Source organism: Bacillus benzoevorans (assembly GCF_014207535.1).
In the GTDB taxonomy this organism is placed as follows: domain Bacteria; phylum Bacillota; class Bacilli; order Bacillales; family Cytobacillaceae; genus Bacillus_BD; species Bacillus_BD benzoevorans.
The window spans coordinates 10,895-27,877 of the sequence record NZ_JACHGK010000014.1; the positions used below are offsets into that span (position 1 = coordinate 10,895).

Consider the following 16,983-nt stretch of genomic DNA (forward strand, 5'->3'; position numbering starts at 1 on the left):
AATCGAGGCGTCACTGTGACGCCTCGATTTGATTTTATTTGGTCCCGAAGCTCCAAATATCTGATATCGTTTTGCCGGTGTAGTTGTCTTCGGCTGTGACATACCAGTAGTAGGTTTGGTTTGGTTCCAGACCACGCCATTGGGCTTCGGCCGTTTGTCCGCTTTGGATATTATCCTTTTGTTCAATGAGCGTATCGGTGTAGATATTGACTTTGAAGCTGTCGGTGGCGATGCGTTTTTGCCGGGCTTCAAGGTTCAGGTTGATGACTAATTCGTCTTTTGCCCCGTATTTTTCAGTATTATAATAATTGTAGTCATTCATATACGGCGAGTAGGTGTTGACAATGATGCGGCTCCCCCCCTGGTCAAAGTGAAGCAGCCTCATATAGCCCAGTCCGCCTTCAGGTCCGCCCTGATAATCCATCAGCATTTGGTACACCGTACGGTCCGGCTCTCCGTCGCCGTTATCATCAATCTTATCGATCAAAGTTTGCGCCTCATGATAATGCCCTGACAGGACAGCAAACACGTTTTTGTTCGGCAGAACCACTTCATTGTATAGCTTGTCACCCATCGGATGCCTTGTGCCGGAAGCCTGCAGGTATTCATGGAAACACAAAATTGCTTTACGGTCCGGGTGGCCGGCGAGCACGCGATTGATCCAGACAATCGCCTCTTCATCAATGCCCCAGCCCATATAGACGATGATATAATCATTGCCGCCGGCCGAAATTAAATCATAATGACCGCGGTTATTTTTGTAGGAACCGCCGTAATACGGCCGGTCCTTATAACGCGCTTCGCCAAAGCAGCGGGTAAAGTTCGTATAATCCGATGTTTTATGGTCGACATCGTGGTTGCCGGCAAGCACCCCATTCGGAATATTCGCATCATCCAGCGTTCTCATAAAGGTGCTGGCGTTGTTCCACTGGTAGTCCTTATCGCTTTCATCGACCAGGTCACCGGTATGGAAGACATATTTAATTTTTAAAGCGTCCTGATTTTCAACAATCCACTTCGTCATCCGGTCATAGATATAGGGATAGCTCTCAGAATAATACTGAGTGTCGGACATCCAGACAAAGGTATAATCATATTGCTCCGGTGAGACAGGAATTTCATCCTGCACGAGGACATTGATTTTGCTATCCTTCACAAACTCCGCAACCGCTGCATTTCCCTTCAGGGTAAAATCTTTCTCCCCGGCTATTTTAAAATCAAGCATGATCCATTGATTCTTCTTCTGGCTCCACGCGTACATGGACACCTTCCGGCCAGACAGTGAATGTCCCTCCCACAACAATTCCACGATATCCGACTCATCTACCGAGCTGTCCACCGTGACATCAAAGCGATGATATGGGAATTGTGTATCTGAATCGGTCACAAGATAGTCGTCATCCGAGACAGAAATTTTCTTGATTTCCTCATCCAGCACGTCCATTTCTCCCGGCTGCACCGGCAGCTTCGGCGGCTCTGTGTCCGCAGCGTTTTTATAAACCTTCATCGAACTCACGTCAGACGGCTGATACTGGAAACCTTTGTAAAAAGAAACCTTCATCTCATCATTCGTCGGGTCGCTTACCTTTACTTTTAACAGCCCACTATTGTTCTCAGCGGCGGAACGGTCGTCCGGCGCCACCCACTCGGGCTTTTTCGGCATCTCATCGACAACTGTGAAAGGAACCTTCTTCTCTATTTTATTCCCGGCTTTGTCGACAGCAGCTATCAACAGCTCATGGCTCCCCGGCGACAGCAGGGCGGACGAGGTTTTGTACGGCACTTCAATCACTTTACCATCCAGTTTGACCTCTGCTGATTCGATACCGGCAATTTGATCCGAAGCACCCGCCTCAATGGTAAAGGCACCCTTGTACTGCCTCCCTGTTACCATATTGGTTTCAATCACAGGGGGGGTGTTATCGACCTTCACTTTCACTGTTGTCTTTCCGTTGCCAGGGTCCTCGGCACGAATCGTGTATTCGCCGTCTGCCGCCTTCGTTGTATCCCAGCGAAACGATTTCGCGAGCATTTTTTCCTCCGGGATCATGAAATTGAAATCAACGGCAGCATTGGAATCCTTCATCGTCATGATTTTTGTATCATCACTGTAATGGGCATCTCTGATCACCGTTCCGTCATCCAAAATCAAACGGACATTTCTCAGATTATAGTCATCGCGGTTCTCGCCGTTATCCCGCGGAAACGGAGTCGCCTTATCCCCGGAACGGAAGGTAAAAATATTGCCCCCGGCCTTCAGCTTCTCCGGCTCAACCGGCACGGTAATCGTCTTCCACTGCGGAATCCAATCGTCGAATATACGAAGGATTTCGTCCCCCATCGTGACACCGTTTTGAAAAAAGAGATTCACGCCGCTGACCTCCAACGCAAGATAGCTTTCACTTTCCAGGGAGCGGAATGTGTTTCCAACCGGCTTCTGATCATTGATGAAGAGCTGTATCTGTTCCGGAGCGGCATCATCGGATGCGGTCTTCAGCACCTTTTCACCGGAAAGGATCGCACCATTTTCCACATTGAGCCGTAAACGGGCATCACTGCGGCCTCCCCTCACTTTCACGCTGTATGTTTCACTGCGCACTTCATTGGTCCCATCGGAAACAACATAGTAGTATTCAAGCGCCTTTTTCCCAATGAGATCGGGCGCATAGATCGTGAAATGATACTGCCGGTCATGATCATCCTGCTGCAGGAGAACCTTTTTGTAATGCTGTTCTTGATTATTTTTGTAAAAAAGAGCAACCGTTTTGACGATCAAATTGTCCTTTGCTGCGGCTTTCAGGGTCAAATCCTCTGTCTGCTGCATCTCCGTTTGCGCCGTTACATTTTCCACACTTGGCGGTGTGTTGTCGTCGGGAACCTCAACAGGTTTCGCCGGGACCTGGGACGCTTCCACCTTTCCCGGAGTGGCCCTTTTTTTCCCCGCGCTTATTTTTTTCATGATCCGGGTGCCGTCAATTGGATATTGATAGATGATCCCTTTATTAGGATGGGTGTCATCTGCTCCTGATCCTTCATTATAATAGGCAACTGAGCTTACGATATCGGTGTTAGTGGCGGCGACAATGCCTCTATGGCTGCTATTCGCCATGCCAGGTGAATAAATTTTGATGATGTCCCGATTCTCCGCCAGATGCGTCCGGTAGTGCTTGTTAAAATCCGTGACGGTTTTGCCGGCGTTTTGTTCATTCATCATCCAAAATACAATCGTTCCTTGCGCCGGGATGATCATATCATCCGGCACCGCCTCCCACATGACGTCGGTTTCCGGGTTGGAACCGTAGCGGTATTGGATTTGATAATCCTTAAACTTCAGCGGGGCGTTGGTGTTATTGTAGAGTTCAATGAACTCAAACCCGTCTTCGTCCCCGACATTCGTTGAATCCGGCACCAACTCGGTAATCAGGAGGGGCGGCAGCTTATTGAAATTTACTTTCGGTTTCGCCACTTGGATTTTGATTTCATCCGTCTTGTTGTAATTTTTCCCATCAGAGGCTTCGATGTAATAGATTAAATTCGCTTCGACGGCACGACGTGGAATTTTCGCCGAAAAATGACCAGGCTTTTCCGCCGTCATCGTCATCGATAAAGCGGTAAATGCTTCGCCGCCTTCTTTCTTATAGTAAAGGGTCGCATATGGCACAGACTGGTCGTCCTTCACATTTGCTTCGAGGACAATGTCCGTGTAGGCTTCGCTGTACTCGACCGGCTGATGCTTGATGATTGGCGGGTTAATATCCCCGGCAATTTCTTCCGGATTAACCGGGGTTACCGGTACCTGTTTCATATCAATGCTCCCCGGGGTCGGGTTGGCAAGCACGGCCATTTTATTCATGACGGTCGTCGACCTTGGATAGCTGTATTGCACGACCTTGCCGGCGTTGTTCGTTTCCTTTGGCAGGTAGCGCGCTGAAACGATTGTCTCACCTGCTTTATCCTTTACGGCTGCTCCACGGTATCCTTTGTTCGAAAAACCGGAAAAGCCTTTGACTTCAATGATCTGATCTTCAGGTATATTGGTGCCGAACTTTGCATTAAAATCAGCCTTCCTTTTTCCGGAGGGGTTGTACCAGAAGATGACAAGCTGCTGCGGCAGAATCACCTTTTTCCGAGGAACGGTCAGTGCCTTTTCGCGGTGGCGCCCTTCGAGATCCTGGTAATAAAAGGAGTAGTTATTCAGCACCAGTGTTTGCGTCGTGTTATTGTATACTTCAAAATATTCATAGTCATCGCGTCCAGCGGAATTTGGCGCCATCTCGGTAATCAAGAGCGGCGGATAGGCATTGAAATCCTCCTGCCCATTAGCTGCGGGTTTCTCATCATCCGCGAGAACGGTGTTTGTGAATGCATCAGCAGACGATTCTTCCGCTGTTTTGACCGGGGCTCCGCTTTGGCTGCCTTCCTCCGCTTTCATCAGGAAGGTTGACGGCGGCGCAAATTGGGATAGTAAAAAGATCAATATAATGATAGATGATAACCATAATCCCGTTTTCCTTTTCCTGTTGTTCATGGTATCCTCCTGTTAATGACAATCAATATCAAATTTCACCATTTTATTTTACACTTATTATAGTATTTGTTAATAACTTATTAATATAGGCTGACCACTCCCACAGCTGAAGCAGTGGGGTTCTTTTTCGCAAACATCCCACTTACATACTTTCAAGAGAAAGATGCAGAGGCGAGACTTGGGCGAACAACCCTTGAGAGAAAAACAGTCTTTCAAGAGGGCAAGGTCTGTGCCAACTACGCCGTCCTTTCGGCGATACTTTTTGCCTTTTTAGGCTTATCCTTAGGATGTTTAGTTTCTTGTCTTCTCTCATCCGTCAGATGATGTTTATACCAAACAGGCTGTTTATAAACAATCGATTCCATCGGTTTTACTTCCATCGGATAGAGTTTCCTGACAATATTTTGGGCCCCATTTACATCACGATGAATTTCTGTTTTGTGAACAGAACATATGAAGTTTCGACCATTAGCTCGGTGTCTCCCACCACAAAATGGGCAGACTTGAGAAGTATAACTTTCCTCTGTTTCTTCTACTTCGATCCCTCTCAACTTAGCTTTATAAATTAACTTTTCTTTAATTTTCCCCTGGTTCCAAAGTGACAATTGTTGTCTTCTTACTTTATTGTTCTTCTTTTTCTTTTTCTCATCCTTTTTTGTGTTCTTTTCAATGCCTGACACATTGCCAATCACGAAGTGAGTGACTTTCTCTTCTTCTAAAAATAAGACTGCCTCTTTTGTTGTTTTGTGTTCCAACTCTTCGAGTTGGTTTTTACTCTTTTGACGAATACGTCCCCTAGCTTTATTATATTTTCTCCATTGCCGTGATCCCTTTTTACAGCGAGACATTAATCTACTCAATTCTGCCAATGTTTTAGCTCGATATTGCGAAATACTCCTCATAGATCTTCCTGATACCAATAGAGATTTGTCTTCCGTGGCAACAGAAACTGCGTGAATTTCACCTAGATCAGCGCCAGCTACTTTGAATTCATAGGAAGATATATCTTTTTCAGGGACTTCTACTGAATAAGCAAACCAATACGCTCCGTTTCTCCAAACGATTTCTGCATAGTTGCATTTCGTCAAATCCTCGGTTAATAAATTCGGAACTGGAATATAGTCATTTTTCTTCGGGAACTTTTCATTCCAGCCCTTCTTTTTCTTTTTAGTCAATAAATCAACCAAAGCAGAACCATACTCTGCCTTTTTGACTTTGATGATTCCATCTGATATTTCCATAGACGCCTTTTTCAACGGAATGCAATAATAGTACTTTTTTCTCCACGGATACTTAGCTTTTTTATCTGTTAGACGTAGTTTGCGGATGGTCTCCCGATTGGCTGTATATTTATCCGCAATTGCTTGGACAGTTTGAGAATGGAGGTTATATGTTTGTTTTCGGACAGATTGAATCTCTGCTTTGCTGAGCCATTTTTTAGTGGTGAAATAATAGGAGTTCGCTTCTCGAACAATATCATTCCATACAGAAGCAGCCTCTCTTTGCATTATTCTTAATTCGTTGTATAAGTCTTTTTCATAAGGTATTTGAAAAGAATGGGTGACGAACATCTCGTACCTCCTTTCGTACTTTTATACTATTCTTTTATTGTACCAGAATGTACGTTCCTGTTAAAATGGCATTTTTTCAATAATAAAAAAATCAAATCATTAACGTGTCTGAAGACACGCCTGATTTGACCTCACTATCATCCTACAGCTGAAGCAGTGGGCTTTCTCGTTCGGGAAGCTCTGTAAATTTAGTGAAGTTAAGGGGTTTTTTCGGAGCGGTCCGATGGGGGCGTGGGGTGAAGGACATTTTTGCTTCTGGCACCTTAGATTTTGTCTTTCATCCGGAAGCTAATGGATACAAGAAAACCGCCCGAGCCGGCGGACGGTTTATTTGACCTTTGTTAATCCATGTTTCTGCAATACTTCTTTTTGCTTCACGCCTTTCGCGGTGACGTAGTTATTTTTAAACCAAGCTGTAATCGATGTTACAGCTGTAAACACTGTTGAAATAAAGAGATACTGCTCTTCAGATGTCCCAGGTATAGTCGAAAAACCAAAGGCCGTTAAAAACTGATTGAGCAGAGCAACCGCCAATACAATTGTGCGGATCTTCGTGCCTTTATCCATTAATTACGTTCTCCCCTTTCATTTCTGTATCTATTCACTGATGGGCTGGTTTAGAACAAGCCCTAAAAAAGGAACTGCCGTTCAACAGGAAAAAGCTCTGTAGACCATCATCAACTACAGAGCTTTTTCATATAGAGCACTAATCATTTCATGTCGTCACGGTGAATTTGTCCCGTGAATAGGATGGTGTAGCTTTAAATAGAAAAGGAGTGTGTTCCCTGTGTACCCACGTTATGAAGATGATTGGTACAACTACCAATCTGAGCAGGAGGCTTATTTGTCTCCTTCACCATATCAGCAAGAGAATTTTTACGATCCATCCTATTATGAATATGAAAGACAATTTGGTCCTGGAGGACAGCCTCCAATGGGAATGCCTGGACAGGGATTTCCTGGATCACAGCCTCCAATGGGAGCGCCGGGACAGGGTTTTCCTGGATCACAGCCTCCAATGGGAGCGCCAGGGCAAGGATTTCCTGGAGGGCAGCCTTCAATGGGAGCACCAGGGCAGGGATTTCCTGGAGGGCAGCCTTCAATGGGAGCGCCGGGGCAAGGTTCGATGTCCGGGCCGCCAACTGCACCACCGCCTTCTTATGTACCGACTCAAACGATGCAGGCAAGTGCATTTGCCGTTGATCCCGGCAGTATCCGCAGATGTTTATTCAGATATACCTATATCTGGTTAAGAAATCGACAGCAATTTTGGTTTTACCCAGTCTTCCTCGGACGCAACTCTGTTGCAGGCTGGCGCTGGACTGGATTTAGATGGATGTATTTTGGCATAAGCCTGAACCAAATCCAATCGTTCACTTGTGTATAATTGGCAAAAAATAAGACGGCTGCGAAACCCATTTTACGGGATATCGCAGCTGTTTGTTTATTTATTTTCAAGCATTCCCCCAGATGATTACAGAGAAATCCACAGAAAACCTTTTATTCGACAAATTTCGAGGTATCTGCACCTTTTTTTGAACATTACGGACATAAAACGACACAGCTATCCGAATTTATGAAATGGAGGGATGATTTTCCATACCCTGCATCGGGCGGGGATGGCAAGGAGTCTATGAACTGAACTTTTAACATCAAGGAAAGAATAGGTGAATGTTTTCATGACTTTTGAAAAGGCTTTATATAGGGAATTCACATTAAGCAGAAAAGAAACCTACGGGAAAAATAAGAAAAAGAATAACACGCCGGTTTTTACATCCAGAATGGAAAAACACGACTATTTTAAAGGTACGCCTTTTTTCGATATACGCAATGTAATAGATGTAACAGGATTTCTAAAAGATATCAAAGCACATTGGAATACATATGTTTCTCAGGTAAATCGCCTGATTCAGCACAATCCAATCAAAAAACTGGTAATGACTGGGATCTTTACGATTGTGCTTGGCATTTCGGCTCTCCATCCGAGTGCAGCCATTGTGCCTGAATATACCTATCAAGTGAAAGCCGGAGAAAAAGTGGATACGATTGCACAAGCACATGGAGTGACGGCACATGAAATCTATGCTGCTAATGGAATCTCAACTTTAAACAGCGGGCAAAAGCTTCTCCTGCCAAAGGTGGAAGATATGTCTGTTAGCGCTGATACTTTAAATATCCGTTCGCAGCCAACTGTTCAAGGCAGTGTTGTTGGATTTTTAAAAAAGGGTCAGGTCGTGAAGGTTTCCTTCATCGAAAACGGCTGGGCGGCCATCATGATGGAAGGGCGAATCCGTTATGTGAGTGCTGATTATCTGAGCAAAAATGCGGAGAAAAACATTATTGCCGCAAGCAGTTCTGCTGTTTATACGATTAAGCCCGGGGATACTTTTTACAAAATCAGCCAAGCCCTCGGAGTTTCCATTTCTTCCATTCAAAACCTGAATCCGGGGGTGGAGCCTTCTAAACTGAAAGTGGGGCAATCTATTCAAGTTCCAAACGCAGCTGGCAGCAATCCGGCGAAAAAGGAATCGATTGCAACGATTAGCCAGTCTGTTTATGTGATACAACCCGGGGATACTTTTTACAAAATCAGTAAGGAATTGGGCGTTACTGTCGCTTCCATTCAAGAGCTAAATCCAGGGGTCGAACCTGCGAAACTGAAAGTGGGACAGTCCATCAATCTTTCAAGCACTGCTGCTAAACCTCAAGCAATGGATAAGGCTGAGCAAATAAGCGAAACTACTAAGTATGCGGTTAAGTCCGGAGATACGCTATATAAAATCAGCAAAACCCTGGGTGTGTCTGTTTCTTCGATTCAGGAAATGAATCCGGCGGTTGACCCTGGAAAGCTGCAAATCGGTCAGCCCCTCAATATTCCGGCTGTAACGGCGTCTGAAGTGAACCACATAGAAGTGGATGCCCACATCATAGACGCAGACTCTCGGGGAAAGTTTCTATTTAGCACAGTTGATGGCAGCGTACATTCTGCCGAGGCATCAGGTGTGCTATTAAATGAATTAATCGAACACAAAGGAGAAAAACTGCTTCTTACACTAAAGGGAAAACGGGGGCAGGAGATGTTTCTTGCCGCCATTCATTAAGGCGGAACTTAATAGGAAGATATTAAAGGAACGTAGTGAGCCCATACACATGAGGCAGTATACTGTTCAACAATAAGATTTTACAGCACCTATAAGCAAAGGAAGCAGCAGCCTCGCAAAGTATCGGCTGCTGCTTCCTTTCTGTTTTTTCGTTTGGGATAAACCCCTTCATCCCTGCTGGTTTCACCTCGTAGTCTTGTATCCTCTACGAAAAGTCAGGCATATTCATTCGATAAATCTCGATGAGTCACAGTGACTGCTTCGAGGATTTTTTCGTTAAGGATTTTGATGTAGGTTCCTTTGACTCCAAGGGAGTGGGATTCGATGATGCCCGCTGTTTTTAGTTTGCGCAGTGCTACGATCAGAATGGAGCGGGAAATACTGTATTTTTTCGCCACTTTAGAAGTAACAATCAGACCTGCCTTTCCATTCAATTCTTGGAGGACAATTCCAACTGCCGCTAATTCACTGTGTGTGAGCGTATGAATAACCTTTTGTGCTTTCATCATGCTGCGGGCTTCCTTTTCCTGCCCTTTGGCTTTACGGCGGCGCAATTTGAGACCTAATAGGGTTGCAACATACTCTGCAAGGACTATATCATCCTCACAAAAAGGTTCATGAAGCCTGTTCATGACAATCGTCCCAAAGCACTCTCTTCCGCCGATAATCGAAACAACTGCTGTCAATTTACTTCTTTCAAATAAATCTTTATCATTCACGGGGATGGTTAAATCTTCTCTGTTTGAATTCTGACCCGCAAAGACTTCGTGCAAACTGAATAGATGATGAACGGATGTTTCCGGTGAAGGATGGTTTTCCAGCCCTTGCTGCATCCAATCATGGGCAATAGGCTGCTTTATATTATATCCCAGCAGCGTATCCTGGCTGCTTATCATATAAACATTGGACTGAGTAAGTTCACTTAATAACTCTGACATTTCTATAAAAATATCCTGGTGATTGATATTTTTCTTTATTAAATCATTTATGTTTCTTGCTTTCGCTAACAAATTCATGATGCTGCCTCCAATAATTTATGAATACACTGACAATTGAGAAGCGGAGATACAGTTCCATTCCATTGGCATATTGCAAATTCGGCAAGCCTTAGGATACAAGTATACATAGGCAGGTATACTTTCCCCATTTTAAAAACTAGCCCCGACCTCCTCGGCAAGATTCATTTTGCATGTGCAGCAAACTACTCTCTCCCGTTGCAATAGGCGGGGAATACCCCTGACAATCTTTTTTTACTAGTAATAATTATCTTTATAATGATTATATTACAGCCCACGACAGTTTTCGACGTTTTCACAGAAACTTAATACTATAGACATCTTCCTTTTATTTCCGTTACAGGACTGAAAAAGGTGAAGCGCGATTGAAACGCACTTCACCTTTTTGCTGTGTCCAAGAAGCGTGAATGCTGACCTGCTTCACGGGGCGTGCCAACGCAGTTTTACGGCTATTTTTATCAATGCGTATTCGCCGGTTGCACTGCTGTTTTCACCAAAGCAATAAATGTCTCCAGCACCTTCGTCTGGTAAATCGTTTGGGTCACAATCGAGAAACTGCGCTTAAACGGCAGCTCGATTACCGGAATGATATCGATATAGCCGTTCAGCCTCTCTTTTTCAATCGCCCGGCTCGACAGCAGCGAAATCCCGAGGCCGGCCTCAACCGATTCCTTGATCAGCTGTGTGCTGCCGAACTCAAGAATATTCTGCGGAGTAAATCCATACAGTTCAAATAGATTATCAGCCGCCTGCCTCGTACCGGAGCCTTTTTCCCGCAAAATCCATGTCTCTTCCTTCAAGTCAGAGAACCAAATCTTCTCCTTTTTCACAAAAGGATGCTGCGGCGACGCGACAATAAACATATGATCCTCTGAAATACGCTCGATATTCAGCTTCTTGTCATGACACGGACCTTCAATGATACCCACATCCAGCTGGTGTGTCGCCACCAGCTCGCAAATATCCTTTGTATTGTGAATCGTGATCGTCGGATGAATCTCCGGAAACTGCCTTTTCAACTGTACGATAATCTTCGGCAAAATGTACTCGCCAAACGTATAGCTCGCGCCAATCGAAATCGGCCCTGACCTCTGATTCGTCAGATCATCCAGCGAACTCTGCATCTTCGCATACAGCGCCAAGATTTCTTTTGCATGATGATAGACAATCTCCCCCGCCTTATTCATCCGCACGAACTTATTGCTCCTCTCTAAGAGCCGCGTCCCCACCGTTTCCTCCAGCGCCTTAATATACTGACTCACCGCCGGCTGCGTCATATGCAGTTCAGATGCCACCTTCGAAAAATTCTCCTTCTCCACAACCTTCACAAACACATTTAAATACTGATCCATAGTGAAACACTCCCTTTGAAACAGGGGGACGGTTCTCCCGTTTCCCTAATATTTCCCATTACACTATCTATTTGGTCTATTCCCTTTTCCTCCATATTCCATTTATTCACTTTATTATAACCATTTACTTATCATAACTATCAAATATACTTATTTCACTTATACACCATACCACGATATGCTTTATGTATCAAAAGAAAATGAGATGATTATATGGAAATGCAACATGTCAATGTTTTAATAGAAAAAGAACAGCACAAAAAACTGATTTCTTCGCGTGGTTTATGGGTATCGGGTGTCGCCTTTACTTTTCTCATTGCGGTCATCGGCTTCATGCTGGCGAAAATGCCCGTTCTGGACAAAATCGGACCGATGGCCAGCGCCATCATCCTAGCTATTCTTTACCGCCAATTCGTCGGCTATCCTGAAAGCTTAAGGGCAGGAATTCAATTTTCATCGAAAGCACTCCTGCGCTGTGCCATCATTTTGTATGGATTGAAATTGAATATGAATGTGATCCTGAGCCAAGGCCTGGGGCTCTTAATGCGGGATATGATTGTTATTACCTTTGCTATCCTGACCACCTTATGGCTTGGGAAAAAATTAAAAGCAGACGCCTCTCTGACTTTGCTTCTCGGCGTCGGTACAGGGGTCTGCGGTGCTGCTGCGATTGCCGCGGTTTCCCCCATTTTAAAGGCGAAAGAAGAGGATACAGCACTAGGAGTCGGAATTATCGCGCTTGTCGGTACGATTTTTTCCATTATCTATACCATTCTGCAGCCGCTTCTGCCATTATCGGCGAGTGAGTACGGAATCTGGAGCGGTTTAAGCCTTCATGAACTCGCCCATGCCGCATTAGCCGGTGCAGCCGCCGGTCCTGACGGCTTGACTTTCGCGCTTCTGGCCAAGCTAGGCCGGGTATTGCTGCTCGTACCGCTCTGTTTGTTTCTTGTTTATTGGATGAAAAGGAAGGAAACGACTGCGACGGAAAGTGCCAAAATTGAATTTCCATGGTTCCTAATCGGGTTTATCGCCATGAGTTTGTTTGGCAGTTATGTTCTTGGAGACGCGATTCCCGTTTCGGAAAGCGTGTCAGATGGAATCTCTTCCTTAACCGCCTTTCTCTTAACGTCAGCCATGGTCGGACTTGGTTTAAACGTCAGCCTTTCAAGCCTGCGGACAAAAGCGGCCCGCCCGCTCATCGCGATGGCTATTACTTCCGTGCTCCTATCGGCAGTTGCGTTTTTTCTCGCATAAACACCGGGACAGACTTTTATAAACAAAGCTGTGTTAAAGGTCAATGTTGATTTTGGAGGACTTTGTTGATTGGAGTGGAAGGCACGAAGACTCCTCCGAAAATGCTAGCGCATTTTCATCGTGCGTGGGTGGATTCGAGGAAGCTTATTCAATGTCCTGCGGGAACAGCGAGACAGACGAGACCCCGCAGGCACGAAGTGGCGAGGAGGCTCAGGCGTAGATGAGCGGAAAGCGAAGTGCCTGGAACGGAAATCAACAACCAAGTTTAACAGAGCCATAAACAAAAAAAGTGCTGTAAAGCCAATCCGATGATTTTACAGCACCCTTTTTTCTATTATATAAATAAATTTTAATACAATAGCGTTTTTTATGCAGCAATTTCACATACTTTCCTAAACCTCTTGTCCAAAAAAATATTTAAATAAAAAAAAGGATTTTTCGAAGCCGGTATAGAACTATTTTATTAGGCCAAAATGATTCCGAAGAATCTTTTACTCGGTTCATGAATAAGATAATACACAAGGAAATACCATATTGATAAAGCCATGAGAACCACCTATTGACCTCTATTTTGTAAAAGTTTAGACAACATTCATATAAGGAGTGGATTGTATGGAAAAATTATATGATTTATGGTTTGTGAATTATGAACATGACATGTCATCGGTTTGCGATAAAGGCATCCCTGAGTCAGAGATTGACGAACGTATTCGTCAGATGCAGGAAATCTACTCTGCCGAAGGATTTGACATTGTAGCTGCGCCTTCACAATTGTAAGGGCTTTCAAAAAAATAAGAAATAAAGGAAACTCGCTTCCACATCGATGAAGCGGGTTTTTTATTTTTAGCAAGAATAATGGCTCGACAAATTCCGAGGAATTTCCTGTCAAAGGTCTTAAAGCTAGACGAGAAATCTGAATAATTTTATAATTATAGCAAAAGGAGTGAATAGGATGGGAAATGTTATTCCAGAGGTCACATTGAATGATGGCATGACGCTGCCGGTTGTTGGTTTAGGTACATATTTAATCAGAGGAAATACAGGAGTCAATTCTTTATTAAGCGCGCTGGATTTAGGTTACCGCCTAATTGATGCCGCTTACAACTATGAAAATGAGGGGACAATCGGTGAAGCCGTGCGCCGCACTTCCGTTCCGCGGGAGCAATTAAGAATTACATCGAAGCTTCCTGGCCGCTATCAGGAATATGATAAAGCGGTTTCGACGATCCAGGAATCTTTATACCGCGCCGGTCTAGACTACTACGATCTCTATCTGATTCATTGGCCAAACCCGAGCCAGGATAACTATGTGGAAGCGTGGCAGGCCTTAATTGATGCGAAGAAATGGGGCTTGATCCGTTCCATCGGCGTGTGCAACTTCCTGCCTGAGCATATCGATCGCTTAGAAAAAGAAACCGGTGTCCTTCCCAGCGTGAACCAAATTGAATTGCATCCTTTCTTTAACCAGGAAGAGCAAAGAAACTATCACGCGGAGAAAGGAATTATCACAGAATCCTGGAGTCCGTTAACCCGCGGCATCCGCGAAATCCAGCTGCCTGAACTGCAGCAAATTGCCGAGAAGCACAACAAAACGATTGTCCAGGTCGTTTTACGCTGGCATTATCAGCTTGGCGCTGTTTCGATTCCAAAATCAGCAGCAGCCGTGCGTCAGCTTGATAATATCTCATTATTTGACTTCTCACTGGATGAAGCAGATATGAGCATCATTTCAGGACTTTCTTTCCCTGAAGGCAGAATCGCTAACCAAGATCCGGCATTTTATGAGGAATTTTAATGGCTTGACAAACAAAAGACCCTCTAGTAAGATATTGAAATTGAACAGGCTGTGTACCATATCGTACATGAGGCCGGGTCTTTTAAAGACAGTGGAAATAACATCCATGGGACACAATTGGGTTCCATGGTTTTTTTATTTTTCAAGCGAAAAGAAACATATAATGAGGCAGGAAACAAAGGCTTTATAAAAAATCACAACCCGCCCCATTTTATAAATTTCGGGGCATCCTTGTGATAATGGAGGATTGATTAAGTTTTATGACAACTGATGTTTTTCGAAGGGTGCAGCTGGTGCTGTTTGTTATTTTGCTGGCTAATTTGGCTGTAGCTGCATTAAAGATCGTGGTTGGCTCGTTGATTAACAGTGCGAGTATGACAGCAGATGGTTTCCATTCGCTTTCCGATGGAATGTCGAATGTTGTGGGCTTGATTGGGATCCGTTTAGCGATGAAACCAAAGGATTTAGACCATCCATACGGTCACAACAAATTTGAGACACTAGCCGGTCTATTCATTTCAGGAATGCTGTTTTTTGTAGGCGGAAAAGTTATTTACGATGCGATCGGCCGCTTTCAACAACCGGTTGAGCTGGATATTTCCCTTTCCAGTCTTGTCGCCATGCTTGTTACATTAGCGGTTAATATATTTGTGACCGTTACGGAGTATAAAAAAGGGAAGGAATTGAACAGTCCCATTTTGATTTCCGACTCGATGCACACAAGAAGTGATATTTATGTTTCGATCGGAGTGCTTGCTACACTGGTTGGGATTAAACTTGGCCTGCCAGCGCTCATCGACCCGATTGCTTCTCTTATTGTATCCGGATTTATCATCCACGCGGCCTATGGAATTTTCCGCGAAAACAGCGATGTTCTGGTAGACCGCTCCGTTGCTGATACGGAAGAAATCAGGGAGCTTGCTATGTCCTTTAAACAGGTGAAGGATGCGCACAATATTAGAAGCAGAGGCAGCCACCACGCCTTCTTTATTGATTTGCATATTTTAATCGATCCGCTTATGACGACCGAAGAAGCGCATGCACTAGTGCATGCTATCGAGGAAGAAATTAAAGAAAAAATAAACCCGAATGCGGAGGTTTTGGTCCACGTGGAACCTTACAGCGATACAAATCTTGAAGATTAGTTCTGAAAGATTTGAGGCGGGGATCGAAGGTATTAGATAAGGGATCGTTCGAGAATCTTCATGCAAAAAAAATGTTAGCATTTCACTCTCATCTTACTTTAGAAGCCCTTATCCTTCAAGGGTTGTGGGCACCTATTACATCATGCCGCCAGTAAGATGAGAGTGTGTTAATTTCGGAGATAAAAGGGGTTTTTCTCTTAGCGATTATACAAGTACAGGAACTTTCTTATTCTGCAATTGTTTCATTAATTCAGGCAATAGTGCCTTAATATCGGCAACGGCTGCATAATCAGACATCCTGAATAATGCATTGTCCTTATTATTATTAACGGAAATAATTAATCCAGAGTTTTGCATTCCCACTGTATAATGGACAGCACCGGAAATACCTAGGTTTAAGATAGCGTTTGGCTTAACGGTCTTTCCACTTTGACCAATTTGATCAAATGGAGTGAACCAGCCATTATCAACTAATGGACGAGTAACAGCCAATTTAGCCCCAGCTGCATCTGCAAGCTTTTGCGCTATATCTACATGATCTTTTTTTCCGATACCACGGCCAATAGAAACAATGAAATCCGCATTTTCTAATGTTAATGTATCCTCTACCAATGGTTGTTCTTCAATTACTTCATAATTAAAGTCATCCTCAACTGTAATTGCTTCTAAAATGATTTCCCCTCTGCGGTTGATATTCGGTAATAATACCGGGAAAATATTAGGGCGTACAGTGACCATTTGCGGGCGTGCTTCCGGGATGATAATTTTACACATAATATTTCCGCCAAATGACGGTTTAATTTGTTCTAAAATGCCATCTTCATTTACTTCTAAATCTAAACAATCTGCCGTTAACCCTGTTCCTAATTTGGTCATGGCTCTTGGGGCCAAATCACGACCAAAGGACGTCGCAGCAAATAAAAAGATGGATGGTTCATACTTCCTGCATAATACTTCTAATACTTTTGCATATGGACGAGGATTATAGTGTGCTAATACAGGATGATCAACGACAATGACTTTATCTGCACCATGCTGAATTAACTTTTCCGTTAATCCTTTTATTTGATAGCCTAATAATACAGCTGTAATTTCTTCATGTAATTGTTCTTTTAATTCAAGCGCTTTTCCTAATAATTCATAGGTTGACTGTTCTTGAACCCCATTGCTTTGTTCGGCAAAAATCCAAATTCCTTGAGCCTTCATGTTTTTTCCTCC

At 44.0% G+C, this 16,983-nt stretch carries 12 protein-coding genes and 1 riboswitch; of the genes, 6 read left to right on the forward strand and 6 right to left on the reverse strand.

The genetic code is table 11. The features are described 5' to 3' along the window. Positions 1-34: 34 nt before the first annotated feature. The 3 genes from HNR53_RS17105 to HNR53_RS17115 all read right to left on the reverse strand — a co-directional run bounded on the left by HNR53_RS17105 (position 35) and on the right by HNR53_RS17115 (position 6,666). Entirely contained in the window at positions 35-4,528 is a 4,494-nt protein-coding gene (locus HNR53_RS17105; protein WP_184528248.1) for a lamin tail domain-containing metallophosphoesterase family protein, read from the reverse strand. 236 nt (positions 4,529-4,764) lie between these two features. Beyond that, positions 4,765-6,099 carry an RNA-guided endonuclease InsQ/TnpB family protein gene (locus HNR53_RS17110; RefSeq protein WP_184528250.1) on the reverse strand — a complete coding sequence of 445 codons (1,335 nt, stop codon included), beginning with the start codon at positions 6,097-6,099 and terminating at the stop codon, positions 4,765-4,767. 327 nt (positions 6,100-6,426) lie between these two features. Continuing rightward, the gene (locus tag HNR53_RS17115) at positions 6,427-6,666 is read right to left on the reverse strand and encodes a phage holin (protein WP_184528252.1); all 240 of its coding nucleotides are present in this window, start codon (positions 6,664-6,666) and stop codon (positions 6,427-6,429) included. A gap of 220 nt (positions 6,667-6,886) precedes the next feature. Here HNR53_RS17115 and HNR53_RS17120 point away from each other — a divergent pair, with 220 nt between their 5' ends. Together HNR53_RS17120 and HNR53_RS17125 are read left to right on the forward strand one after the other, a co-directional pair. Further along, complete coding sequence (locus tag HNR53_RS17120) at positions 6,887-7,486, forward strand: hypothetical protein (RefSeq protein ID WP_377802000.1); 600 nt, start codon at positions 6,887-6,889, stop codon at positions 7,484-7,486. Between the two features lie 292 nt (positions 7,487-7,778). Beyond that, positions 7,779-9,200 carry a LysM peptidoglycan-binding domain-containing protein gene (locus HNR53_RS17125; protein ID WP_184528254.1) on the forward strand — a complete coding sequence of 474 codons (1,422 nt, stop codon included), beginning with the start codon at positions 7,779-7,781 and terminating at the stop codon, positions 9,198-9,200. A 215-nt stretch (positions 9,201-9,415) separates the two neighbouring features. On the opposite strand, the gene HNR53_RS17130 is transcribed toward HNR53_RS17125, so the two are convergent. Next, the gene (locus tag HNR53_RS17130; protein WP_184528256.1) at positions 9,416-10,216 is read right to left on the reverse strand and encodes a GTP-sensing pleiotropic transcriptional regulator CodY; all 801 of its coding nucleotides are present in this window, start codon (positions 10,214-10,216) and stop codon (positions 9,416-9,418) included. A gap of 458 nt (positions 10,217-10,674) precedes the next feature. Then, positions 10,675-11,568, reverse strand: coding sequence for a LysR family transcriptional regulator (locus HNR53_RS17135; RefSeq protein WP_184528258.1), 894 nt, complete (start codon positions 11,566-11,568; stop codon positions 10,675-10,677). 213 nt (positions 11,569-11,781) lie between these two features. Between HNR53_RS17135 and HNR53_RS17140 the strand changes: the two genes are divergently transcribed. The 4 genes from HNR53_RS17140 (at position 11,782) to HNR53_RS17155 (ending at position 15,765) form a co-directional block, all read left to right on the forward strand. Further along, positions 11,782-12,825, forward strand: coding sequence for a YeiH family protein (locus HNR53_RS17140; protein ID WP_184528260.1), 1,044 nt, complete (start codon positions 11,782-11,784; stop codon positions 12,823-12,825). Between the two features lie 612 nt (positions 12,826-13,437). After that, positions 13,438-13,602, forward strand: coding sequence for a hypothetical protein (locus HNR53_RS17145; RefSeq protein ID WP_184528262.1), 165 nt, complete (start codon positions 13,438-13,440; stop codon positions 13,600-13,602). 175 nt (positions 13,603-13,777) lie between these two features. Further along, positions 13,778-14,620, forward strand: a complete 843-nt coding sequence (locus HNR53_RS17150) for an aldo/keto reductase (RefSeq protein ID WP_184528264.1) — start codon at positions 13,778-13,780, stop codon at positions 14,618-14,620. 31 nt (positions 14,621-14,651) lie between these two features. Beyond that, positions 14,652-14,737: riboswitch (NiCo riboswitch) on the forward strand. Between the two features lie 143 nt (positions 14,738-14,880). After that, positions 14,881-15,765 (forward strand): cation diffusion facilitator family transporter, encoded by an 885-nt coding sequence (locus tag HNR53_RS17155; protein ID WP_184528266.1) that lies wholly within the window; start codon positions 14,881-14,883, stop codon positions 15,763-15,765. Between the two features lie 204 nt (positions 15,766-15,969). Here HNR53_RS17155 and HNR53_RS17160 read toward each other — a convergent pair whose 3' ends face one another. After that, positions 15,970-16,971: an electron transfer flavoprotein subunit alpha/FixB family protein gene (locus HNR53_RS17160; RefSeq protein ID WP_184528268.1), complete on the reverse strand. Its 1,002-nt coding sequence runs from the start codon at positions 16,969-16,971 to the stop codon at positions 15,970-15,972. Between the last annotated feature and the right edge of the window lie 12 nt (positions 16,972-16,983).